18 protein-coding genes and 2 tRNA genes are annotated in these 22,070 nt (G+C 40.6%); 6 read left to right on the top strand and 14 right to left on the bottom strand.

Annotation, left to right across the window (positions count from 1 at the left end; genetic code table 11):
- Positions 1–56: 56 nt before the first annotated feature.
- Complete coding sequence (locus tag CLV99_RS04600) at positions 57–2,558, bottom strand: cation-translocating P-type ATPase (RefSeq protein ID WP_133583305.1); 2,502 nt, start codon at positions 2,556–2,558, stop codon at positions 57–59.
- A gap of 146 nt (positions 2,559–2,704) precedes the next feature.
- Positions 2,705–4,249, bottom strand: coding sequence for an FAD-dependent monooxygenase (locus tag CLV99_RS04595; protein ID WP_246032692.1), 1,545 nt, complete (start codon positions 4,247–4,249; stop codon positions 2,705–2,707).
- 120 nt (positions 4,250–4,369) lie between these two features.
- Here CLV99_RS04595 and CLV99_RS04590 point away from each other — a divergent pair, with 120 nt between their 5' ends.
- Positions 4,370–4,900 (top strand): DUF2867 domain-containing protein, encoded by a 531-nt coding sequence (locus tag CLV99_RS04590; protein ID WP_133583304.1) that lies wholly within the window; start codon positions 4,370–4,372, stop codon positions 4,898–4,900.
- 26 nt (positions 4,901–4,926) lie between these two features.
- On the opposite strand, the gene CLV99_RS04585 is transcribed toward CLV99_RS04590, so the two are convergent.
- A complete protein-coding gene (locus CLV99_RS04585) occupies positions 4,927–5,616 on the bottom strand; it encodes an HAD family hydrolase (RefSeq protein ID WP_133583303.1) in 690 nt (229 codons plus the stop codon).
- A 188-nt stretch (positions 5,617–5,804) separates the two neighbouring features.
- Here CLV99_RS04585 and CLV99_RS04580 point away from each other — a divergent pair, with 188 nt between their 5' ends.
- Complete coding sequence (locus tag CLV99_RS04580) at positions 5,805–6,377, top strand: Crp/Fnr family transcriptional regulator (protein ID WP_133583302.1); 573 nt, start codon at positions 5,805–5,807, stop codon at positions 6,375–6,377.
- On the opposite strand, the gene CLV99_RS04575 is transcribed toward CLV99_RS04580, so the two are convergent.
- Positions 6,372–7,478 (bottom strand): NAD(P)-binding domain-containing protein, encoded by a 1,107-nt coding sequence (locus CLV99_RS04575; RefSeq protein ID WP_246032691.1) that lies wholly within the window; start codon positions 7,476–7,478, stop codon positions 6,372–6,374. The genes CLV99_RS04580 and CLV99_RS04575 overlap by 6 nt on opposite strands.
- A gap of 225 nt (positions 7,479–7,703) precedes the next feature.
- Here CLV99_RS04575 and CLV99_RS04570 point away from each other — a divergent pair, with 225 nt between their 5' ends.
- Complete coding sequence (locus tag CLV99_RS04570; RefSeq protein WP_133583301.1) at positions 7,704–8,738, top strand: hypothetical protein; 1,035 nt, start codon at positions 7,704–7,706, stop codon at positions 8,736–8,738.
- Between the two features lie 141 nt (positions 8,739–8,879).
- Here the strand turns inward: CLV99_RS04570 and CLV99_RS04565 are convergent.
- The 3 genes from CLV99_RS04565 to CLV99_RS04555 all read right to left on the bottom strand — a co-directional run bounded on the left by CLV99_RS04565 (position 8,880) and on the right by CLV99_RS04555 (position 10,053).
- A tRNA-Ser gene (locus CLV99_RS04565) sits at positions 8,880–8,967 on the bottom strand.
- A 182-nt stretch (positions 8,968–9,149) separates the two neighbouring features.
- Positions 9,150–9,341, bottom strand: a complete 192-nt coding sequence (rpsU, locus tag CLV99_RS04560; RefSeq protein WP_133584053.1) for a 30S ribosomal protein S21 — start codon at positions 9,339–9,341, stop codon at positions 9,150–9,152.
- A 79-nt stretch (positions 9,342–9,420) separates the two neighbouring features.
- Entirely contained in the window at positions 9,421–10,053 is a 633-nt protein-coding gene (locus CLV99_RS04555; protein ID WP_133583300.1) for an HAD family hydrolase, read from the bottom strand.
- Between the two features lie 85 nt (positions 10,054–10,138).
- Between CLV99_RS04555 and CLV99_RS04550 the strand changes: the two genes are divergently transcribed.
- A tRNA-Ile gene (locus CLV99_RS04550) sits at positions 10,139–10,212 on the top strand.
- Positions 10,213–10,266: 54 nt separating this feature from the next.
- Here CLV99_RS04550 and CLV99_RS04545 read toward each other — a convergent pair.
- The 7 genes from CLV99_RS04545 to CLV99_RS04515 all read right to left on the bottom strand — a co-directional run bounded on the left by CLV99_RS04545 (position 10,267) and on the right by CLV99_RS04515 (position 18,425).
- Positions 10,267–11,007 carry a WG repeat-containing protein gene (locus CLV99_RS04545; RefSeq protein ID WP_133583299.1) on the bottom strand — a complete coding sequence of 247 codons (741 nt, stop codon included), beginning with the start codon at positions 11,005–11,007 and terminating at the stop codon, positions 10,267–10,269.
- A 15-nt stretch (positions 11,008–11,022) separates the two neighbouring features.
- Entirely contained in the window at positions 11,023–11,922 is a 900-nt protein-coding gene (locus CLV99_RS04540; protein WP_133583298.1) for a tetratricopeptide repeat protein, read from the bottom strand.
- Positions 11,923–12,235: 313 nt separating this feature from the next.
- Positions 12,236–13,306, bottom strand: coding sequence for a dihydrodipicolinate synthase family protein (locus CLV99_RS04535; RefSeq protein ID WP_133583297.1), 1,071 nt, complete (start codon positions 13,304–13,306; stop codon positions 12,236–12,238).
- Positions 13,306–14,328 (bottom strand): NAD-dependent epimerase/dehydratase family protein, encoded by a 1,023-nt coding sequence (locus CLV99_RS04530; RefSeq protein ID WP_133583296.1) that lies wholly within the window; start codon positions 14,326–14,328, stop codon positions 13,306–13,308. Before CLV99_RS04530 ends, CLV99_RS04535 begins: the two co-directional genes overlap by 1 nt.
- Position 14,329: 1 nt before the next feature.
- The gene (locus CLV99_RS04525; RefSeq protein WP_133583295.1) at positions 14,330–15,532 is read right to left on the bottom strand and encodes an Nramp family divalent metal transporter; all 1,203 of its coding nucleotides are present in this window, start codon (positions 15,530–15,532) and stop codon (positions 14,330–14,332) included.
- Positions 15,533–15,537: 5 nt separating this feature from the next.
- Entirely contained in the window at positions 15,538–17,070 is a 1,533-nt protein-coding gene (locus tag CLV99_RS04520; protein WP_133583294.1) for a PQQ-dependent sugar dehydrogenase, read from the bottom strand.
- Between the two features lie 287 nt (positions 17,071–17,357).
- On the bottom strand, positions 17,358–18,425 hold the full coding sequence (locus CLV99_RS04515; protein WP_133583293.1) for a substrate-binding domain-containing protein: 1,068 nt from the start codon (positions 18,423–18,425) through the stop codon (positions 17,358–17,360).
- Between the two features lie 273 nt (positions 18,426–18,698).
- Here CLV99_RS04515 and CLV99_RS04510 point away from each other — a divergent pair, with 273 nt between their 5' ends.
- Both CLV99_RS04510 and CLV99_RS04505 read left to right on the top strand, forming a co-directional pair.
- On the top strand, positions 18,699–19,769 hold the full coding sequence (locus CLV99_RS04510; protein WP_133583292.1) for an NADH:flavin oxidoreductase/NADH oxidase: 1,071 nt from the start codon (positions 18,699–18,701) through the stop codon (positions 19,767–19,769).
- 81 nt (positions 19,770–19,850) lie between these two features.
- On the top strand, positions 19,851–21,977 hold the full coding sequence (locus CLV99_RS04505) for a UvrD-helicase domain-containing protein (protein WP_133583291.1): 2,127 nt from the start codon (positions 19,851–19,853) through the stop codon (positions 21,975–21,977).
- The last annotated feature ends 93 nt before the right edge of the window (positions 21,978–22,070 follow it).

Here is a 22,070-nt window from a genome sequence, read left to right as displayed (position 1 = left end):
AATAGTAATGCGTTTGAAACATCAAATTTAAAATAAAGGTGCAAGAGCTAGAACTCTTATGTTCTTTTTCTTTTAATAAGCTTGTAGATTTCAAACCATAAAACTGATACGGAAGCTATGCCTAATGCAATCCCTAGTTCTGATATGTCTAAGCTGCTGACCGCAAAGAATGTAGAGAAGGGCTTGAAGAATAAGATGGCGAAAAGTATAATTAGGGTGACTATAATTACACCGGTAAGTAACCGATTTTTGTTTTTTAATGTTTCGAAAATGCTGTAGTAGAAGGATCTGTTTACTAAGCTGAGTAAGATATTAGCAAAAATCAAGGTGGTGAAAACCATTGCTCTGGTTTTCTCTTCTGAGCTTCCTGTCTGTACTGTAATCTGATAGGCAAACAATACCCCAATGGTAATAATAATTCCTTGCACAACGCTGATGGCGAGTTCTTTCCAGTTTAAGAAGGTGTCGCTCATGCGACGCGGAGCTGCCTTCATGGTATTCTTTTCCATAGGTTCATTTTCATAGACAATAGAACAGGTTGGTCCCATTACTAATTCTAAAAAAATAACGTGAACAGGTGTGAATATCTGCGGGAATACCCATCCTAGGAATAAAGGGAGCGAAACGGTCAGGATAATTGGGATATGGATGGAGATAATATATTGAATAGCTTTTTTGATGTTGCTATATATCCGGCGACCGGCGGCTATACCGGTAATCAGTTTGGATAGGTCGTCATTGGTCAGTACCAGAGATGCCGCTGCTTTGGCAATCTCGGTTCCTTTGTTGCCCATAGCTACTCCGATATGGGCTGCTTTTAATGCAGGGCCGTCGTTGACACCATCGCCCAACATGGCGACGACCTCTCCTTTTCGCTTTAAGGCGTTGACGACCGCCAGTTTAGCCTCAGGAAACATACGAGTAAATAAGACGTGGTCTTCGGCAACCTGCTCAATATCAGAATCTGAATAACGTATAATATCCTTGCCTTCAATAGACTTGTCGGTATGACGTATGCCTGCCTGCGTGGCAATACTACGTGTGGTATCAACATTGTCTCCTGTGATGACCTTTACTTTGATGCCTGCATCATATATCTGCTGGAAGACAGCATTTATTCCAGCTTTTGGAGGGTCATAGAAAACGACTAAGCCCAAAAAATCGAAGTTGAAGTCTTGTTGTTTTTTAGGGAAATCATTTCCCTGAAAGGACGATTTGGCGACTCCCAATATACGGTAGCCTTGTTTTCCAAGTTCGGCTATTATGGCTCTAACTTTCTTCTTTTCAAGCTCGTTAAGATTAGAAACCTGAAGAATGGCTTCAGGAGCACCTTTGGCCGCTATTATCCGTTCTTTGGCTTCGTTTTCGAAAAGGTGCGTCATCATTGGCGGCTTGCCTTCCAGCGGATATTCATGAAAGAGAGTGTAGGCTTTTCTGAGGTCTTTTGTCTGCGTCTGTTGGTATACTTGGTGCAAGGTTTTTTCCATGGGGTCGAATGGAATGGGCTCGCTGCTCCACATAGCATAACTAAGAAGATTATGTAATGTTGGGGTATTAAAGGTATTACTGTCGTAAGTCTTGTCATTCTGATAGTCGTAAAGATGTTTCAGCTGCATGGTGTTTTCGGTGATGGTACCGGTTTTGTCGGAACAGATTACGGTTGTACTACCTAATGTTTCTACAATAGAACTACGTTTTATAATTATTCCCTGTTGCATTAGTTTCCAGGAACCTAGTGCCATGAATGTGGTAAAGGCAACAGGAATCTCTTCCGGTAGTATAGACATAGCAAGTGTCAACCCATTGAGCAAGCTTGCGAGTAAGTCTCTACTTTGATAATAATTGAAGGAGCAAACGAGAAGAAACACAATTATACCTGCAATAGCCATCGTCCTAACAAAGCTCGTTATCTGTAACTGTAATGGTGAGGCTTCTGCTTTGATAGTGGAGATGGACTCTCCTATCTTACCGATTCGGGTATCTTTGCCAATTTTTTCAACTTCAAATACTGCTAAGCCGGATACGGTTATGGTACCGCTGTAAACTTGATTGTCTTCGCTTTCTGCGTTTTTAAACACAGATAGACTCTCTCCTGTAAGTGAGGATTCATTGACTGAAAAGTCATTGCTGTGTACAATTTTGCCATCTGCATTGATGATTTTACCTTCTTCGGTGAGGCATAGGTCCCCTATAGCAACTTCATGTGTAGGTATTTTCAGGACCTGCCCATTGCGAATGACTGTACTTAATGGCTCATTGAGCTTTTCGAGTTCTTCTAAGGCTTTTTTACTTCGGTTGTCCTGATAGAATGATATGGCTGAAACAAGTACTATTGCCACTAGCATAAAAGAGGCCTCTCCGTAATCGCCTACCAGGATATAGATTATGGATATGGCAAATAGTAGTATGAGCATAGGCTCTTTTAGGATGTCTACTAGCATTTCGAGCCAACTGCTCTTGTGTGTCGCGTCCATCTGATTGTAGCCAAAGCGTTTTCTAGAACGCGTCAGTTCATCTTGGTTTAGCCCTTTGAGGTGTTCCGGTATGTTATAAGCCATAATTTGTTAATCTATTGCGCTATTGGTGATAGATGTGCTTAGCGACTAAGCTAATTATAGAACTAAATCTACACAAAATAAGATGTATTTGTGCTGTGTTCGATGAATAAATAAAGCGAATAGGGTTAACCCTGAGAATTATCTTGTTAGGATTTGTTTCGGCATCGTCCTCGGGGCTCATTTCCTTCCTGTAGGACGACGTCGGAATGTAGAAATTGAGCGGCGTCTGCAGAGCCTTTTACTTTGGAAGCGCTGCGGGAGAGCATCTCTTCTTCAAATTCCTTTAAGACAGTGGTTCTTAAGCCTAGGGTTCTCCAAGGTGTAAAAGGGCACTCTTTGGCTATTGTGCGTGCTAGGGATAGTGCGTCTAGTATGGCCTGATTGGCTCCTTGTCCCTTGAATGGACTCATCGGATGGGCGGCATCGCCCAGTAGTGTTACGTCTCCTGCATTGTCAAATTGCTCGCCTTGTAAAAGCTGACGGTCGTAAACGGGGTAGCCGGATATTTTATCTTCCGGGGTGGCTATCATCAGTTGCGGGATGGGATCATGCCAAAGGGTGCGAAGGCAGGCTTCTTTTTTTAGGGCTTGACTACCTTTGGCACTCAGCGCTTGGGCATCTTCCTCAGGGATTGGAAAGCTGAGCTGCCACATTACCGAGTTTGCAGTGTAAGGCATGACGTACAGTCTGTCATTACCATTTGCGGTTTGAAATACGGTTGCCGAATCCAGCAGGTCGCTTCCTACTGAGGCAATCTTATCGAGGGGACAGATGCCTAGTATAACCATGCAGTCTAGATAGCGTAAAGGGTCGCTATCCTCGCCGATAACTTGCTTACGAACAGTACTACGGATGCCATCGGCTCCGACCAATAAATCGGCCTTGGCATTTTTCACTTTGCCATCTACTAAGAACGACATCTCGATACCTGATGTATCGCTTTGCTTAAAATCAAGTAGCTGATGGCCCCATTGTACGCTGTCATTTTGTTCGAGCTGTGCCAAGATGGACGAACGTAAAGATTGTCTGGCAATATGGATGTTGGAGCGTTTGATTGGGCTTCCTGCAGCCCGTTGCACAGGGATACCTCCTCCCCATTGACCAACGACTCTGCCACTCGTGGTATGGACAAGATGTCTTATCGATATGACACCTTCATCGTCCAAGAGAACACCTAAGCCCCGTATTGCTTTGCTGGCTTGTTGTAAAGTGAGCCCGTAGCCTTGAGACCGGGCACCAAAGTTGGGGTCGCGTTCGTATAGGGTAAAAGGGATCTTGCGGTGTAGACAGGCTACTGCTAACGCTGAGCCACCAATACCTCCACCAATGATAGCAACGTGGGGATAGGTGGTGTTATCGGCTATTGGAGGATTATCGGTAGAAACTATTCCAGCTCCTTCGCAGCTCGGGCAGGTATACAGATGTCCTCGGGGACGCACAGGTGGTGTGCTTTGGCTACTGGATTGTTCAAAGAGTTCAAGCTGTCTTTGGTAATGAAGACGGGTTTTCTTAGCTAACTTACGTCTCTTCTTACCACGTCCGTGACAATCTTCGCAAGCTATCCAGTTGCGTTGTATTTGTGCTGTACTCTCTTTCAAATCTTCTTTTAATAGTAGCTCCATGTGTCCATCTAAGGGAGGCATCTCCCCTGTTTGTCCGATTGGCGAACGATGCTCGTCAACCAAGATCATGAAGGTTCACAAATTTAAGAGAATATGCCTAAAGAACTAAGCTTTGAGGGTGAAAAGCGAAATCATTTTGTAACTTGTGCATATAAAAAGGGAAGCGTTATTTCCGAATAGTATTGAACTATGCAAAAAACAAGTCTACCAGAAAGCTCATTGCTACAAGATGATAATACGTTTGAATTTATTGACGCCTATAGAGCTACAATAGATGATCCTAAGAATGAAATTAACATCACAAAAATCTGCAAGCTTTTTTTTACTATTGGCCCTAAATGGATTGAAAGGCTGTTTGCGTTTCGGAACAGGACAATGAAGGTCTTTGGTTTGAAGGTGCCGGAAGGGAACTTGGATAAAGCAAGTGTGGTAGAGGAGATGAAATGTGAGCCAGGAGAACGGATGGGGCTATTTCAGATTTTTGAACGTAACGGGGCGGAGATTATATTAGGTGAGGATGATAAGCATTTGGATTTTAGGGTGTCTCTACTTATTGAAAACTCGACTTTTGGGGAAGGAAGAAAAGAGTTGACTATTTCTACCATGGTTAAGTTTAATAATGGATTTGGGCGCCTTTATTTTGCGCCCGTAAAACCATTTCATAGTCTGGTGGTGCCTTCTATGCTGAAGGGAGTAGTAAAGAAGGTAAATCCATCTTAAAGTAAGCAGAAGAGCTGACGATGGAACTATAAGTGATTTAAGATGGAGCCTATCTTGTCTAATTCTATAAATTGGATATGCTGGAGCCGTTCGTCATGTAGTTCATGTGTCCAGGTGACGTGGTAAGGAATGTGTCCAGCAAATCCACCCAGTTCAAGAACGGGTAAGATATCGGATTTAAGGGAGTTGCCCAGCATTAAGAAGTTTTGAGGGGCACAACTGATGCGCTGTAGTAGATTTGTATAGTCCTGAGTCTGCTTGTCGCTCATTATTTCGATATGATGGAAATAGTTTTCCAAACCTGATTTTATCAGCTTACGTTTTTGGTCGAGTAAATCCCCTTTGGTGGCTACAATAAGTTGGTATTTGCCCTTCAATTGAGCTAAAGTGTGTTCTACTTCGTCGAGGAGGATAACGGGTTTCTGCAAGAGCTCCTGCCCTATTGCTATAATCCGATTGCTGAGGTGAAGGGGCGCCTTATTTGCGGTTATTTGATTTGCAGCCTCAATCATACATAGTACAAATCCTTTTACCCCATAGCCGTATAGATTTAGGTTCTTTATTTCAGTTTGGAGAAGTTCTTTGGAGGCCAGTTCGTGAGGCACATAGTCTTCTAAGAGGTTGCAAAATTCTTTTTCAGCCTCTTGAAAGTAGGGCTCGTTTACCCATAAGGTGTCGTCTGCATCGAACGCGATTGTTTTAATGCTGTTTTTCATATGTAACTCTTTGTGTTGCTGGGCTTGATAACCTGTGTGGCATACTACCGAGCTGTACTGTTAAAGATGTATCTGTATTATGACGCTATGCGTTATAGCTATGTCATTGTAATTTTGTTTGTATTTTTGATAATACGAAATTCGCTAAAGGCAAGAACTAAAAAAAGGACATTTGTCCCGATGAAATTATGTTAAGAACAAACCATTCTTTCTTGAGCTACATTGAGGAGCGCTATAAGGAACAGCTACGTAAGGAAGATATCATTGTTAAACACTACGTAAAAGGTGAACGGTTGCTTACACAGTCTGAAAAAGCAACGAAGCTGTTTTTTGTTATGGAGGGAATCACCAAATGCTTTTTTACGGAAGAGAACGGGAAATCATATATCCTCGAATTTCTAGGGAAAGGCGAGGTAATTGGTGAGATAGAGTTGATCAGAGATATCTCTTGTCTATGTACTGTGGAAGCAATGACGGATGTGACAGTTTATGCGATCACACCCGATTATTTTTCTCGGCTTCTCCAGCAAGATATAGGGTTGAGTAATCTATTGCTGGAAGTATTTGCCGAACGCATTGTAAATACAGCCAGTAGGGCTTCTTATCAACAGCTGTATACGATAGAGCATAGTCTCAAAAAGTTGCTGGAGCTTGAGGCTAGACAGGAGATAAGGATTCCGAAAGAGGATATTGCATCTTATCTCGGGGTGTCAATAAGGAGTCTAAACCGGGTGCTGAAATCAGAAAAGCTGAGTCTATAGACTGAGGGTTGCAATAAGCTCGCGTGCGGCAGCTCTACCTGCTCTATTGGCGCCGATGGTGGAAGCGGATGGCCCATAGCCAGTAAGATGTATGCGGGGGTCGCTCGCTACCTGGGTGGCGAGTTGTCCGGACATGGGAACTCCGCCCTGTTCGTTGACCAAATGTAGTGGCGTAAGGTGGTCTAGGGAGTGTCTAAAACCTGTATTCCAAAATACAATATCGGCATCGACTGTAGTGCCATCTTCCCAGCGAACACCGGTCTCGGTATATTCTTTAAACATCGGCTTGCGTTCGAGTATGCCCTTTTCTAACATCCACTCGATAGCTGGCGTAATCGGTAGACCAGTGACCGAGACTACGGAATTGGGTGGTAAGCCCTCGCGTACTCTTTGATCTACCATAGCGACGGCTTCGCGCCCCAATTCGGGGTTGAACTCGTAGTTTCTGAAATCGGGAGGACGGCGTGTGACCCAAGTGGTCTTGGCTACTTTTGATATCTCTCCTAATAGCTGAACTGCTGAAATTCCTCCTCCAACGACGATGACTTGTTTGCCAGCAAATTCTTCCGCACTTTTATAATCACCAGTATGGAGTTGTTTGCCCTTAAACCTCTCCCAGCCCGGATATTTGGGGCAATAAGGTGTTTTCCAAGTCCCAGTGGCATTGATTATACCGCGAGCGCTAAATTGAGCACCATTGGTCCGTATCAAAAAACGCCCGTTCCGTTCGGTGACTTCTATTACTTTAACAGGACGGATTATAGGCAACTCAAAGGTCTTTTCGTATTTTTCGTAATATTGGGGTAGCGCAACATTGGCCTGCAATGCTTTTTCTGCTGTGTTTACAGCATCGGAGAAGCTCATGCCTGGAAGGTCGTTTATCCCATTTACATTCTGTAGGGTCAGGGTGTCCCAACGGTGCTGCCAGGCTCCACCCGCTCCAAATTCGTCATCTAGGACCACGAAACCTTTTCCGGATGTTAGTCCTGCTTTTTTTAAGTAATAGGCAGCAGATAGCCCCGCTTGACCCGCTCCTATCACAACGATGTCAACTTTATAAAAAACGGAAAGATTTGATTCCATTAATTTTTTGTTCTCCATGTTTGTTTTATTATAAGTGTTGCTTCGTTGTTATCGTCGGATGTACGCGAGAAAGAGCGTGTTTAATATACCTGTCAAAATACGAAACAGAATGTACATTTGCCAGTAAAAAAGTAAGATTCCGATGGTGGCTAAGCGGATTATAAAGTTTGTTTGCGAATTGTAAATACGGCTTCGTAAAATAAGGGCTGGTTTTTACTTTTGACATCATAAATGATTTAAAGAATGAAAACTAGAAATTTAGTGTTTGCACTATTTGGATTACTGATTGGCACAGTTGGTTATGCGAGCTCGTATGTGGGATTAGACAGAACAGGAATCTTGGAAGCTGATAGTTCCTTTGTCGTGAAGTACAGGTATAAGGAGCGCCTGGCCTATCATATCTATACAAATGGAGACACCTCTATTGTCCTTTACAGTACGGATGGAAGTTCGCCGGTGATGAGCTCGCAGTATAAAGAAGGCTTCGGAAAGGATTATCTTTCGTTCCTAAGTATGGATTATGAACACGAGGGCGTAACGTATGAGGTAGATGGTCGAATGATGAATGGGGGTTACCTTGCTTTTAATGGGTATAAAGAAAAAGATACCTCGCTGGAAAAACCGGATGACTATTATCAGCTGTCTGATATCTTGTGGGAAGTGGGAGAATATAGAGATTGTAAAATGTACTACCATGAGGAAGAGAATAATACGCAAATGCGGGTTTTCGCTTTTAATCGTGAAGATGGTGTAGATTATAATGAGGCTTGTAAAACCGTGTTGAAAATGTCTGGAGTTCCCTCAGTGCAGCTAGAGCCGGGTTGGGTGGTGATCACGGCAGATTTTTTTATAGATGAGGATAGACAATATGAATTGGTAGGACAATTGGTTAAAGATAGCATAGACTTTGAAGAGACGATTACGATCAATACGAGGGATTTGGAACTGTTGGTGGGTGGTACTACGGAAGAACGGATCGAGTTTTCGAACACCCTACCGCATCTTAACTACTGTGAGGTGATAGGTTGGTCGCAAAAGTTGGATGAAAAGACTTCTGACTATGTGGTGGAGTTTCTGGGTGATATGTGTATATACTTTAATCTTTACGGTCGCTACGATCTGACAGAGTTCCAGGCTTACTTTTTGAGAGCAGCAATGTATCGTAAAGAACACTATATAAAACACCAAATGCTATCCAGAAAGCAGGCAGATTTGTTTTATAAGGAGCTGTTAGAACATCAGTCTTCAAATTTAGAAGAGAATTTGCTTGATTTTTAACCAAGCAGCGGCAAGGAGTATTTCCTTATAACACGAAACCTTCATCTTTTGGTGAAGGTTTTTTTTGTATGAATCGAACCCCATTGTGTTCTCATCCCCTATAAAACAAAGAAACTTCATCTTTCGATGAAGTTTCTTTTGCGGAGAGAGTGGGATTCGAACCCACGATACGGTCATCCCGTATACAGACTTTCCAGGTCTGCTCTTTCAACCGCTCAGACATCTCTCCCTAAGCGAGCACGAAGATACAATTTTAAGTCAGTTTAAGAAAAGAAAAATGACTTATTTTGACTGTTTTTTCGTAATGTGCTCAATAAGAAATAAATAGTTCTGTTTGTTGACAAATGATATATGTATATAACAAAAAAGACCAACTTAATAAGTTGGTCTCCTTTATGCTGTAAACAATAGTTACGCTTGTTCTTGCTGTAATCCTTGTTTGTAGATAGCTTTTTTCACTTGGATACGACGAGATACAGATTTCTTCTCGTAAGCTTGACGAGAACGTAGCTCGCGTAATACTCCAGTTTTCTCAAATTTCTTCTTGAAACGCTTCAATGCTCTATCTAAAGATTCTCCTTCTTTTACATTTACGATAATCATAGTTCTGATACCTCCTTTCCTTGTATAAAATTCTTGTGGATGCAAAGGTAATAGATAATATTTAAAAAACTAAAAAAAATCAAACTAATTTCCAGTCTTTCATGATTTTTTCTAATGGATTGTCCTTTGTACATAATGCCGTATGTATACCTAAAGAAGAAGCGGTTGCTAAATGATGAGGGCTATCATCAACAAATAGTGTATGCTCTGGAATAAGTCCATTTTCCTCTAGTATAAACTGAAATATTTCTTGGTCGGGTTTGCGCATACCCATCAAGTGCGAATAGTAGGTCTGCTCAAAAAAGACAGTGTTATCTTTGATCCCATAAGTCTCTTGTATATGCTGCATACAATAAGCATAATGTATGGCGTTATTATTGCTCAAGAGGAAGGTTCTGAATTTGGCCTTTAGTTCCAATAGTAGTTCATGTTTTCCTGTAGGTACTCCAATCAATAATGCATTCCAAGCGGTATCAATTTCTAAATCGGTCAACTCGAAATTACCGGTCAATTTTCGGATGCCCTCTCTAAAATCATCGGGAGTCGCAATTCCTTTGTCAAAATCATCAAATAATGCTATCTGACCATGATGAGCGAATATTTCGTTAGCACTGGGGATACCTAATTGAGTAAAAGCATCTTGCGATTTCACAAAGTCAATCATGAAGATTACATTGCCGTAATCCAAAATAATATTTTCAATTTTTTGCATTTAAAATTTTGTTTTCTCGTTACAAATATCGATAATTGCATCACCAAAAGGGAATAAAGTTGTACTTTTGGTAAACAAAATAACCGCGCCTATAGCTCAGTCGGTTAGAGTAGAAGACTCATAATCTTTTGGTCCCTGGTTCGAGCCCAGGTGGGCGCACAGAAATCCTCATAGCAATATGGGGATTTTTTGTTTCTCCTCTCTCAAAGCTTTTTAAAAAGCTTTTTTCATATGACCATCCTCTTCTACCAGATAGGTCTCTCCATTAGCTTGCTGTAGGCGTGCTGTGCCATTTTCAAAGGTTGCAGAATGGGTGAAGATGGGGGTGACAATAACGTTGGACTGGTAATCCATAATACCCCATTGCTGTGGTGCTTGCATGAACATAATCCGGTTTTTGCCCGCGAGTACTAATGACTCATAGGTAAGCGGAATTAATATGGTTCCTTCGCGATTTATAAATCCTTCTTTCCCCTCTTTTTTAACTTTAATGAGATTAGGATCTATTTCCATGTATTCGGAGATAAGAAATATGTCATCGTATTGTGGAGCTACAATTTCGTCACCTTTTAAATCCACCAGTCCCACCTTTTGTAGACTATCCTGTACTTCCCAGAATCCGTACATGGGCTTCAAAGTGCTGCTAAAATAGATAGGTTGCACGCATACCCGTCCACTCCTATCAATTACACCGATTGTATTGGGTAGTCCACTATCGCCTTGTTTAGAGAAGAATGCTAAGCTATCTCCTTCGAAGCGAATAATCTGCTCATAGGCGGTGTCGGCCTTTTCCCAAGTGTCATCGGTAGGATTGTAATAACCGGACAGGTATTTAATAGTTGGTGTATCTCTTCTTAGGTCTGATTCGATCGTTTTGGGTGTATTGTTGCATGAAATTGTCGATGTTATTACGATTGCGTAAATGGTCTGCCTTATGTACTCTCTAGGTTTCATATTTAATAGTGATCTTTAGTCTTGTATGTCAATTCCTCTTTGTCCGAGTTGCTGTTTCACCGCGTTTTTATAGTTCATGATAACATTGGGGTTGTTTGGAGCGAGTTCGTAAGCTTTCTTGAAGTAATAAATGCTGGGGTTATAGTCACCCAAATCAACTGGAAGGTAAGTGCGTGCGGCACCTGCGTTAAGATAACCTAAGTAGCCCTCAGGGTAAAGTGTAATGGCGCGCTCGAAATAGTCGAGTGCCTTGCGATATGATTTCTGATGGTAAAATGATAAACCGACATTATTAAAAGCTGCTTCACGATAATGTTCATCCACCGTAGCTAGAAAGGAAAAAATTGCATTGGAGTGCTTATACTCTTCTTGCTTAAAGAGAATTTTAGCTCTTTCAAATAATCCGTCCAACTCACCTTCTTTTATTCTTTTCTTGTCATACAGTTCGAGCAGCTCTATAGACTCGCGGACGGTCTCCGAATCAAACGAGTCAAAAGCTTGGTACTTCATAAAGTCTGGGTCTAATTTGCTACCATCTTTAAGACAGCTCAACCGCTTATAGAATAGCTGCAACAAAAAAGTATAATGATAGGACATCCCAGTTTTGACGGTTCCATCGTTCATAATCTGATAGCATGGTGATGGGTACTCTTCTGCTTTTTTGGTGACAGGATAGTATATGGGCATTGAATCTACCAGGGTATATTTTTTATAAAGTTCGGGGTACCTACTCGTCTTGTTGGTAGCATAATTCTGGAAGTCTAAATAGTAGTTGAAATAAGGCTCATGCAGTACTTTTTCTTCCATTCGTGGAGAAGCGTTGATACGCTTGTCGTTTGTTGTCTGGGCGTTGCTTTGTTGCTGTAATATGATGAGAGACAACAGAGCGGATTTAATACATGTTGTTAGTTTCATGTCTATCGAAGTTGAAAATTAGAAATAAGCATATAAGTGAAGTACGTTTGACTACAAGTTATGTTTCTAAATTATACCCGAAGTAACAAACTTTCTATTGAAAAAAAGTTATTTCACTTACGATTAGTTACCATAATTTACGATTCGCAGGTGTAAGAGAGAGAATTTGTAGCGGATAATGGCTTCTGATATTGAAACTGCTATTGAAGGGTTGATAAAGAGAAAAAAGTCGATACCTATCCCCTTTCGAAATGACCGTTGGGGGATGGTACCGACAGGCTAACATTACATCGATAGCAAACTGCTTACCATTTTATGCCTTCGATGACTGTTGCTTTAAAAACTCATTGACGAATGCATCATCATTTAAGTTGGGATAATCGTTCTGAATCCGCGTCAGTTCTTCATATTGTCCTTCTGAAAGAACTTCGTCTGGATTCAAACACCAAATGCCTTTCATAAGGCCCTGTCTGCGCAGGACTTCATGTATACCTGGAATGCAGCCGTGGAAATCATTTGCTACGTCAAATAGTGCGGCGTTGGCATCGGTAGTTTGATTGTTCAGAACCTGTAAATGTACCCATTTTTCATGGCTCGGATTGGCTTTGAAATCTTTAACCAATTTAAGTAATTCTACAGCCTTACTGGTCCAAACGGCCCAATGTCCTAAGAGACCACCTCTGAATTGTACAGTCCGTTCTTGGCCATCAACATTGAATTTGTATAGCGATAGTAAATCTGCAACAATATTATCGTCGTTACCGGTGTACAATGCGATATCGTCTCTTCGGGGGGAGTTGGCAATTGCACGAACGACATCTAGAGTCTGATAACGATTAAACGAAGCGCACTTGATGGCGATAACATTATCGATAGCTACAAATTTTGTCCAAAAGTCATAGGTGAATATCCGACCACCAACAGATGGTTGTAGGTAGAAACCGAATACAGGTATAATCTGCGCAACGGCTTCAGTGCGCTTTAATATCTCTTCCTCTGTCAAATCCTGCAGTCCACCCATACTTAATAGCCCCATGTCGTATCCGTATTTAACGGCTAATTCGGCTTCGGAAATCGCTTGTTCTGTAGGACCAACTATCCCGGCTATCTTAATGAAGGGCCTGTCGATTTTGCAGGAGTCTACCACTTCACTGGTGATTCTAAAGACATCTTCGAGTAGATTGTGTTCTGGTAGACGTATCTCAAATTGGGTGGAATGCACGCCAATAGCGATGCCGTCTGCTCCGCTGGCGATGTAGTACTTGGTCAGTAATCGCTGTCCTTCTTCATCTAATTGCCGTTGCTCATTTAAGCATAGCGGGTTGGCAGGTAAAACTGTACCTGCGAATAGTAATTCTTTTTTGTCTTTATCGAGTCTTTTCATTAAAATTTACCCTTCCTCTCTTGAAAATGTGTATCCTTACCAAACTCATCACCATTATTGCGTATCCACTGTACAGTGATATCTATAATTTCTAATATACCGACCTTAGGAAAGCCAAATAAGCGATGGCATTCTGCGGCATTATTCAATAATGCGGTGTTTTCCGGCTCATTGATAAATATTGCTTTTTTACCTAAACCCTGCCCTATTTTTTCGGCAACCCACTTGATGGATAATATCTCTGGCCCGGTTACATTGAGCACTTTTGCTGGAGAAGCTGTGTGTAAAAGACTGCGTATAGCGATCTCGTTGGCATCGTGTTGCCAGATCACGTTGACATTATTACTCGTAAGGTCAATAGCTTGCTCATTATAGACTTGCTTTGCAATTTCTCTGACCACCCCGTATCTAAAATCGACAGCATAGTTGAGGCGATAAAGAAGTGTTGGTGTATTGTTCTTTTTACTGAAATAGGTGAAAATACGCTCTCTACCTAAGGTACTTTGTGCGTATTCACCGATAGGTTCCGGATCAACTTCTTCGTCTACCCCTGCCGATGTAACGGGAACGAAAGGCAATACGTTACCGGATGAAAGTGCGACTATTCTAGAGTTTTTAAACTTGTCCGCTACTCTTCCTGGAAGGTAGGTATTCATTGCCCAAGTAAAGTCTTCTTTACCAACAGCGCCGAATTTGAACCCAGCTAGGTATATAACGTTCTTTACATCGGGTAATTGTTGTAAAGCATCATCATCGAGTAAGTCGCACGCGATAGTCTCTATGCCTAAGCTTTCCAAATAGTTTTTACCCTCTTTGTCCGAGAAGCGGGATACACCGTATACCTTGCGCTTCAAACCTAATGCTTTTAAACCATCGATAAGTAGCTTGGCCATACTCGGCCCCATCTTTCCTCCTATTCCTAGAAAAACAAAGTCGCCGTCGATATTCTTCAAGTCCGCCAAGAAATCAGCAGATGGCTTGGTGTATTTTTCTTCTAATTCTCTTAAAATTTTATTTTCCATATTACTTTAAAAACATATCGTAAACATTACTAACCATTAAAATCAATATTACCAGCAGACCAAGGGCTCCTACTATTTTATAGAATAGATTATTCGCCTTATCTCCCATTACTTTTTTGCTATTAGCAATTGCATAAATAGAAACACCTATGAACGGGACAAGGAAGATAGTGATACTCTGTGCGATAACGATGAGTTCCAAAGGCAATTTCCCGAAACTAACAGCCACAATACAGCCGAGTATCATGACTATTGAAATCAGGAACTTTACTTTTGTACTACTCAAGCTACTGCCAAAACCTAGTGCGTCCCCTAAGAGGGCTCCTCCAACTGTTGCATTACCTACTAAGGAGGAGAAAGCGGCACCAAATAAACCGACGAAGAAGAGAGAACTCGCATGTTTGCCAAACAAAGGCTCTAAAGCTTTGCCCATTTCTGCTGCACTACCGACATGTATGCCTTTGGGAAATAAAACCGCAGCCGCACAAACCATGACCGCAAGACTCATAAATCCTAGGATCCCTACCCCAACGAAGCCTCCTCGTTCCGCTTTTTTTATACTGATACCTTCAGTACTCATTTTTTTGCGCTCCTGTATTAAGTAACTCTGATAGAATGCGCCCACCAAAGAGAAGCAAGATGCTGTAAAAGCAATAACTAGCCCCAACGATCCGTCTGGGATAGATGGAATAAGACCCTTGCCAAACTCTTTGATGTCTATCTCCGCCAGGAATAATGTAGCAACAAAACAAGCAAGCATAAGCAATACTAGTGCTATCATCAGTTTCTCCATTACTTTGTAGAATGAAGGGAAAAACAAAAGGCATATTCCTAAGATGGTAAATACAATAACCCATATATAAGGAGCTGTGCCTGTGGCCTCGCCTATAGCAATACCTACACCAATACTATTTCCAGCTTGGAAAGATGTAGCGACCAAAAACACGCCAATACCTATCGCAATACCAATCGGCTTATTGAAATAGGTTTTGATTAAGGTCAATAGGCTTTTTTCTTGAGAGGCTCCGATGCGAGAACACATTGCTGTATAGACGCCCATAAAAAATAGGGCCACAAAAACAATCCATATCAGGGAGTAGGCATAGTCAGCTCCCATTTTTGATGTTATTGTCATTTTGCTCGGGCCAAAAACAAGAGCGGCAGTGATGATGCCAGGCCCTAATATGTTGAGTATTCTTTTCATATGGTTTATAGTTTCTGATTACGTATGGTCTCTACAAATTTTACATCTATAGGTGGATTTTTGATTGTGGTTTTTGTCCGGATATAGTTAGCTACATCGGCTATTTGAGCATCCGTTAAAAAGGAGAAGGAAGGCATCGGTAAATCGTATACAAGCTGTCCATTTGCTGTGGTCGTGGTCAACCCGTTCAGTATCGTGTGAATGAAGTTTTTGTCGTTGGCCACTATGTTCGACTGGATCAATGAGGGAAAACTACCGGCTGTGCCTTTGGCATCGGCTTTATGGCATGATGCGCAGTAGGATTGATAAAGGGTCTTTGCATCCATCTTCTCGTTATCCTGCTTTGGTTCTTTGCTGATGAATGATGTAGGTTTATAGTCGACTCTGGAGAGCTTTAGGATTCGGTCATCGGTCTCTAGTGGGAATTTCACTTGGGGTTTCCAGTCTCTATTGCTTGTAGAAATATATATATTCCCTTTTTTGTCTACGGTAATAGCTCTAATTCTGCCATATTTGTCTTTTAAAAAGACATCTTCTTCAAGTATTTGATTCTGTTTGTTGTTGAGTTTTAGTATCCTAAAAGACTGGTCTTTCAATGTGCCTAATAAAAGGCTATTATTCCATTCTGGCACTTGAGTAAAACTATAGTATTTTAAAGCTGCAGGTGCGACGACAGGTGTCCAAGCTTTTATAGGTTCGGTACGAGGACTTTTTCGAGCTATTTCAATCTCTTCAGGCGTATCATGGTAGCCTTCAATCTGTATCCAGCCGTAGTTGTGTAATGGTCGTATCCAATTGATTTCGTCCTCAATGGCATCACCATGCTCGGATGTCAGAAGATTTCCGTTAGATGTAAAGGTCATGCCTTGCATATTCCGAAAGCCCCATGCATATACATAAGAGTTCTCTATTGGATTGTCTTTCGGAATAGTGCCATCGTCGTTCATACGCAGGATTTTTCCATTGAGTGTAGTGGAATCTTGAGCATGGGTCATGGAATGTATATCACCGGTAGCCCAATATAATATCCTATGGTTATCAAAAGCTAATCTAGATCCATTATGCCCCGACCCTCCTGGTATTTTGAGAAGTAAGTGGTTGGCTACAACTTTTCCGTCTTTTAGCTCCAAACGTCTTAGCTCGCTGAATAAGGAGTCTTGTTCCTTAGTGGTATGGCATATATAAAGATAGGGTTTGGTGCTGAAGTCCGGATGAATCGCTAGACCTAGCAAGCCCGAAGTTCGGTGATGATATACATTTGGTACTTGATATAGTTCTTTAACTTTGTTTGTCTCTAAGTCTAATTCGGCAAGTTTTCCTTTTATCTGGGTGAAAAATATCGAATTGGTCGTAGGGTTATATTGCATGTCCCAAGGAACATCAAGGCCATCGACGATTTCGGTTACAGACAAATATGTTTGATCTGAAACCTTGACATAATCTATTATTTTTCCACCGTTGCCTGGGTTACAGGAATTCAGGGAAATTACATACGCAATCAGAAAAATTAGTTTTATCGGTCTGGTTAGTGCTTGCATTGTTCTAGGTTTTACTGGGTTATACTCTTTCTTTATCTCTTATAAAAATAGGTTAGAATCTGCTTTAGACGTAATAACTGTTCCTTGGGACGGTGCTTTGATCAATCATTTCGGTAACGTTAACGAGATGTTGGTAAAAAAAATGGAAAAACGCCCCAAATAATGATTACTGATTAAATTAACCGTACATAAATATAGATTCTGTGCCATACTTAAAGAAGTAATGATTTACATATTGGATATAGAGCTTAAATATATGAAAAGAAAGGACATCCTCCAATTTATTTTTAATTTTCGTAGAATAAATAGTTCTCTACCGTGAGTATATCAATAGGCATAGGTTTGAAGTTCTCTTTTACGTCTTTTAATAGAAAATGTCTGTAAAGGTAGTTGAGCGCTAGATATCCCTGTTTGTCTGGTCTTTGGCAAATTAAAAAATCGACCATCCCATTAGCTAGAAAATCCACATTTTCAGTTAGGAAATCAAAACCAATAATATGTGGTTTTTTTATATTTCTATATTCGTCAAAAAAGCGGCCTACAACAGAAACACGAGAATTGGTGACAAAGATTAAGTCTGGTTCGATATTGTTTACATGTCTCAACAGATCTATCGCGATTTCTTCATAATTATTGGACGGGATATCTATGTTCAATATTTCGAAGCTTCTATCTAATTTATTAAGATAATCGGTATATCCTTCAATTTTGGTATTCAGGTAGGCATAGTTTTGCAAGCCACGCGCAATATTTAGAATAAGTACTTTCGAATTTGCGGGTACTAAGTAAGAAGTAAGATTGGCGGCAAGTCGTCCTGTGCTATAGAGGTCGGGACCGATGTAGCCAAGTGAAGAACAACCCTTAATATCGGAATTGACAAATATACTTTCTATCCTACGTTTTTTGCATTCTTCGACAAAGCGGGTTGTTTCTGTAATAAAGATAGGCGCAATGACGACAGCGTTAAAGTTTCGAGACAAAACATCTTCGGACATTTTTAAAAATGTCCGTACATCCTCCTGGTCGTACAAGAAAATATCTATACTTATTCCAAAAGTACTAAACTCTTCAATGCCTTGTTTTATTCCTTTGAGGCATAGATCCCAATAACCGGTCTGTGAGGATGTCTTGGGAATCAAAACAGCAAAGCTCAGATTGTTCTTTACAGAAAGTGCTCGCGCGTAAAGATTGGGCTGATAGTTGTGCTCCTTTATAATTGCTTGAACCTTGGCCCTTGTTTTGTCCGAAACATCCTTCCTGTTGTTAAGGACCCTATCTACAGTAGCGATGGATACATTCGCTAGTTTGGCGATTTCCTTAATCCCAACTTTCTTGTTTTCTGCTTTTTCTTCCATATTAATGAAGTGGTAATATCCTATCAAAGATAAGACTCAAAATTAATAACTTATATATAACATCATAAATGATGCTTTAATTATTTAGAGTTCATCAATATACCCACTTTTGGATAGTAATTGGTATAAAAAAGATGTATTAGAATAACAAGATGGTCTATTGTAGAGCCAAATTATTCTTTTATTTTGAAGAATGTACACTATTTTAAGCTCATAGTTTTTTTTTGAGGTGAGACTTCCCTAGTCTAATCAAAATAGCTTATTTTTATAAATATGAGTTTACTATTCTCCCCTCTAGCATTAAGACATCAAACCCTCTCCAACAGATTGGTGGTCTCTCCTATGTGTCAATATTCAGCATTAGACGGTTTCGCTACCCATTGGCACCTCGTGCACTTGGGACAATTTGCAATTGCAAAAGCAGGATTGATAATCCAGGAAGCGACATCAGTAGTTGCTGAAGGACGTATTTCTTATGGTGATTTAGGCTTATGGAAAGATGAGCATATGGCTCCGCTAAAGGATATAGTAGACTTTGTGCACGGTCAGGGAGGCCTCATCGGTATACAGTTGGCACATGCAGGACGTAAGGCTTCAACCGACAAACCATGGATTAGCCGTGCTCAGATAGCTCCGGATGAACCAAACGGGTGGCAGACGGTAGCACCTTCTCCTATACCCTACTATCCGCAAGAAAATCCACCCATTGCGCTGGATATCGTCGAAATCAAGAAAATAATAGATGCATTCCGTTTAGCAACTGTACGCGCAATAGAGATTGGTTATGATGTGATAGAATTGCACGCCGCTCATGGGTATCTTATCCATCAATTTCTGTCTCCGCTTACTAATCAACGTACAGACGAGTATGGAGGTTCGTTTGAGAATAGGATACGTTTTCTCCTTGATATTATCACTGCTATATGGCCTGCCATGGAAAATCGCTCACTATGGGTGCGGATTTCTGCTACGGACTGGGCAGAAGGTGGATGGAACCTAGAAGAGTCTGTAGAGCTTGTTAAAATTATGAAAACAATGGGAGTTGAAGTTGTTGACGTTTCTTCGGGTGGAGCAGTGAGACATCAGGAAATTACGGTTAAAGAGAACTATCAGGTTCCCTTTGCGCAACGGATTAAAGAAGATACTGGGCTACTTACAGGGACAGTAGGTCTAATAAAGAATGCAAAGCAAGCGGAGCAAATTATCGAACAGAATCAGGCGGATATTATACTTATAGGCAGAGGTTTTCTACAAAATCCTCACCTTGTTCTTCAGTTCGCCCATGAGCTAAAGGTCGACATTCCCTGGGTATCTCAATATGCAAGGGGTAAAGAGACGTTGTAGTTGTTATAGTTTTCCACACCTGAATACAAAGGAGCTTAAAATTGAGTGAATATTGTATATTCGCTCCACACATAAGTCTTCATGGTCACATTCTCTGGTATTCTGATAGCGATTATTATTAGCCTTGGCGCTTTAGTCATAAGGTATAATTATTTAAAAAACAAACAGAAATACGAGGAGAATGAGGCAGATAGAATGGGCTATGCCGAGTATCTGAATACCTATAAAACACAAATCAATCATATATTTAATACGGTACTTCCGTTTGAAGCAGAATATTGTTCATGGACGACGTTGGATAATAAGCTGAGCTTTATAAGCCAACAGCTTCCAACTTATACTATCCCAAAAGATCATGAGATGGATTCAAGTCTACACGAGGCATATCATGCGATTGTGTATTATAAGAGCAACGCAAATAGCTTAAGGGAAACACATAACAACGCGTATATCGAGAGTGAGAAGATCAGATTAGCGGGTTATTTTGGTACTCTGTTTGACCATCCTTTGGATACGCAACAGGTGGACGCAATTGTATCTAATGATGATAATACGCTTGTTATTGCTGGTGCAGGTTGTGGAAAGACAACTACAGTGTTGGGTAAGGTTAAATATCTTCTACACAAAAAACTGGCCAAGCCAGATGAAATCCTTGTGCTGTCTTTTGCAAAAAAGAACGTAGATGATTTGAAAGAGAAAAGCGGACAATTAGGAATAGATTGTAGAACATTCCACGCCTTAGGGTACCATATTTTGAAAAGTAAGGGTAAAGAACCTCAAGTAATCGCTCCGAATGAAGCCGATTCACTTATTGTAGAGGTTCATCAACAGCTGATTCAGAACCAAAACTATTTAGCGTCATTCAACGATTTTGTACTGAACGGCTTGCGCCCCATTAAAAATGAGAACGATTTTGAATCCTATGCAGATTATATACAATTTTTGAAGGATAGCGATTTTGAGTCGATTAAGGATATGTTGAGTAAGCGTAGGTACTTTGTAAATAAACAGTCCAAAGGAACTATCCGTGTCACCAAGGATGGGGAGCATTGCTATATCGCCAACTTTTTATTCCTTCATGGCCTCTCCTACTCTTATCAAGCAAGCTATCCGTATCTCGAGAATATAAAACATACTGGAACCTGCAGTAAGTACAAAAATAATTATAGGCCGACCTTTAGTATATACATCAATGGATATGACGAGGATAGTATTAAGTCCTGTCCTAATCCGAAAGAGCATATCATTTTCCTTGACCATCATTCATTATCCAGGCCTGATGGCAACCCGAGATTTTTTGAAAGTCAAACTATAGGATGCGATTATCAACAGCTGGTAGAGTGGAAACAGAATCTACACCTTGCTAACCGGACCAAATCGATACAATCTTATAGTTTTGAGTTTAGCGACAAAACAGTGGAGGAAAATCTAATCGCGCATCTTCAAGAATATGGGGTTCACTTGGTTAGAAAATCAAATAACGAAGTCTATCGACTGTTGGAAGAAGCTTATGGAAGGGAAATAGATGCCGTACTTAAGTTGGGGAATACATTTATTAATCTCTTTAAATCGAACAGTACAAGCTTTAAAGAGATAGTAAAGAGAAATAAGGTTACTTTTAAGGCGGATTCTGAATTAATAGATAGGAATGTAGACCTGCTAAATATCGTTAAGCAAATATACAATGGTTATGAAAAAGGATTGAAAGATTCTAAGAAATTAGACTTTAATGACTTGATTAATCAGGCTACGCTGGAGGTAACTAAAGGCACTTATCTGCATTGTTATAAATATATTATTGTAGACGAGTTTCAGGATATTTCGATAAACCGCTATAGCTTACTGCAGGAATTGAAACGGCAGTCTTATTGTAGGCTGTTTGCGGTTGGAGATGATTGGCAATCTATCTATCTATCTATCGCTTCTCCGGCAGTGACCTTACTTTGTTTAAGAGATTTGAGGATTATTTTGGATATACACTTATTAAGAAGATTGAAACAACATATCGGTTTTCTAATCCTTTGCTTAGTATCTCGTCGGGTTTCATTCTTAAGAATCCTAGTCAGATTCAGAAAGCATTGCGTAGTGGAAAGGAACAGAAAACAAAGGTCTTTTTTGATTATAGTAAGAAAAACGGTGTCGCTATTAATGAAACACTGCTTCAGATATTACAGAAGCTATTTCAGGAGTATGGTGATGGAATACTAAATAAAAAAATAGGTATACTAGGTCGCTATCAGCATGATATAAGGCAGTTTGAATCTACAGCTAGCATCTTGGTTGAAACAAAGAAGTCTTGTT

Source organism: Sphingobacterium yanglingense (assembly GCF_004363245.1).
Lineage (GTDB): Bacteria > Bacteroidota > Bacteroidia > Sphingobacteriales > Sphingobacteriaceae > Sphingobacterium > Sphingobacterium yanglingense.
The sequence above is the reverse complement of the archived record's forward strand: the minus strand, read 5'-3'. Positions and strand labels throughout refer to the sequence as shown.

Coding starts and splice junctions, on each gene's coding strand:
- CLV99_RS04595 (WP_246032692.1), bottom strand. CDS start 4,249: ATGATCTTGGTTGACGAGCATCGTTCGCCAATCGGACAAACAGGGGAG.
- CLV99_RS04535 (WP_133583297.1), bottom strand. CDS start 13,306: ATGAAAAGACTCGATAAAGACAAAAAAGAATTACTATTCGCAGGTACA.
- CLV99_RS04540 (WP_133583298.1), bottom strand. CDS start 11,922: ATGAAACTAACAACATGTATTAAATCCGCTCTGTTGTCTCTCATCATA.
- CLV99_RS04590 (WP_133583304.1), top strand. CDS start 4,370: ATGCAAAAAACAAGTCTACCAGAAAGCTCATTGCTACAAGATGATAAT.
- CLV99_RS04520 (WP_133583294.1), bottom strand. CDS start 17,070: ATGCAAGCACTAACCAGACCGATAAAACTAATTTTTCTGATTGCGTAT.
- CLV99_RS04510 (WP_133583292.1), top strand. CDS start 18,699: ATGAGTTTACTATTCTCCCCTCTAGCATTAAGACATCAAACCCTCTCC.
- CLV99_RS04515 (WP_133583293.1), bottom strand. CDS start 18,425: ATGGAAGAAAAAGCAGAAAACAAGAAAGTTGGGATTAAGGAAATCGCC.
- CLV99_RS04575 (WP_246032691.1), bottom strand. CDS start 7,478: ATGGAGAACAAAAAATTAATGGAATCAAATCTTTCCGTTTTTTATAAA.
- rpsU (WP_133584053.1), bottom strand. CDS start 9,341: ATGATTATCGTAAATGTAAAAGAAGGAGAATCTTTAGATAGAGCATTG.
- CLV99_RS04545 (WP_133583299.1), bottom strand. CDS start 11,007: ATGAAACCTAGAGAGTACATAAGGCAGACCATTTACGCAATCGTAATA.
- CLV99_RS04600 (WP_133583305.1), bottom strand. CDS start 2,558: ATGGCTTATAACATACCGGAACACCTCAAAGGGCTAAACCAAGATGAA.
- CLV99_RS04570 (WP_133583301.1), top strand. CDS start 7,704: ATGAAAACTAGAAATTTAGTGTTTGCACTATTTGGATTACTGATTGGC.
- CLV99_RS04580 (WP_133583302.1), top strand. CDS start 5,805: ATGTTAAGAACAAACCATTCTTTCTTGAGCTACATTGAGGAGCGCTAT.
- CLV99_RS04530 (WP_133583296.1), bottom strand. CDS start 14,328: ATGGAAAATAAAATTTTAAGAGAATTAGAAGAAAAATACACCAAGCCA.
- CLV99_RS04585 (WP_133583303.1), bottom strand. CDS start 5,616: ATGAAAAACAGCATTAAAACAATCGCGTTCGATGCAGACGACACCTTA.
- CLV99_RS04555 (WP_133583300.1), bottom strand. CDS start 10,053: ATGCAAAAAATTGAAAATATTATTTTGGATTACGGCAATGTAATCTTC.
- CLV99_RS04525 (WP_133583295.1), bottom strand. CDS start 15,532: ATGAAAAGAATACTCAACATATTAGGGCCTGGCATCATCACTGCCGCT.
- CLV99_RS04505 (WP_133583291.1), top strand. CDS start 19,851: ATGGTCACATTCTCTGGTATTCTGATAGCGATTATTATTAGCCTTGGC.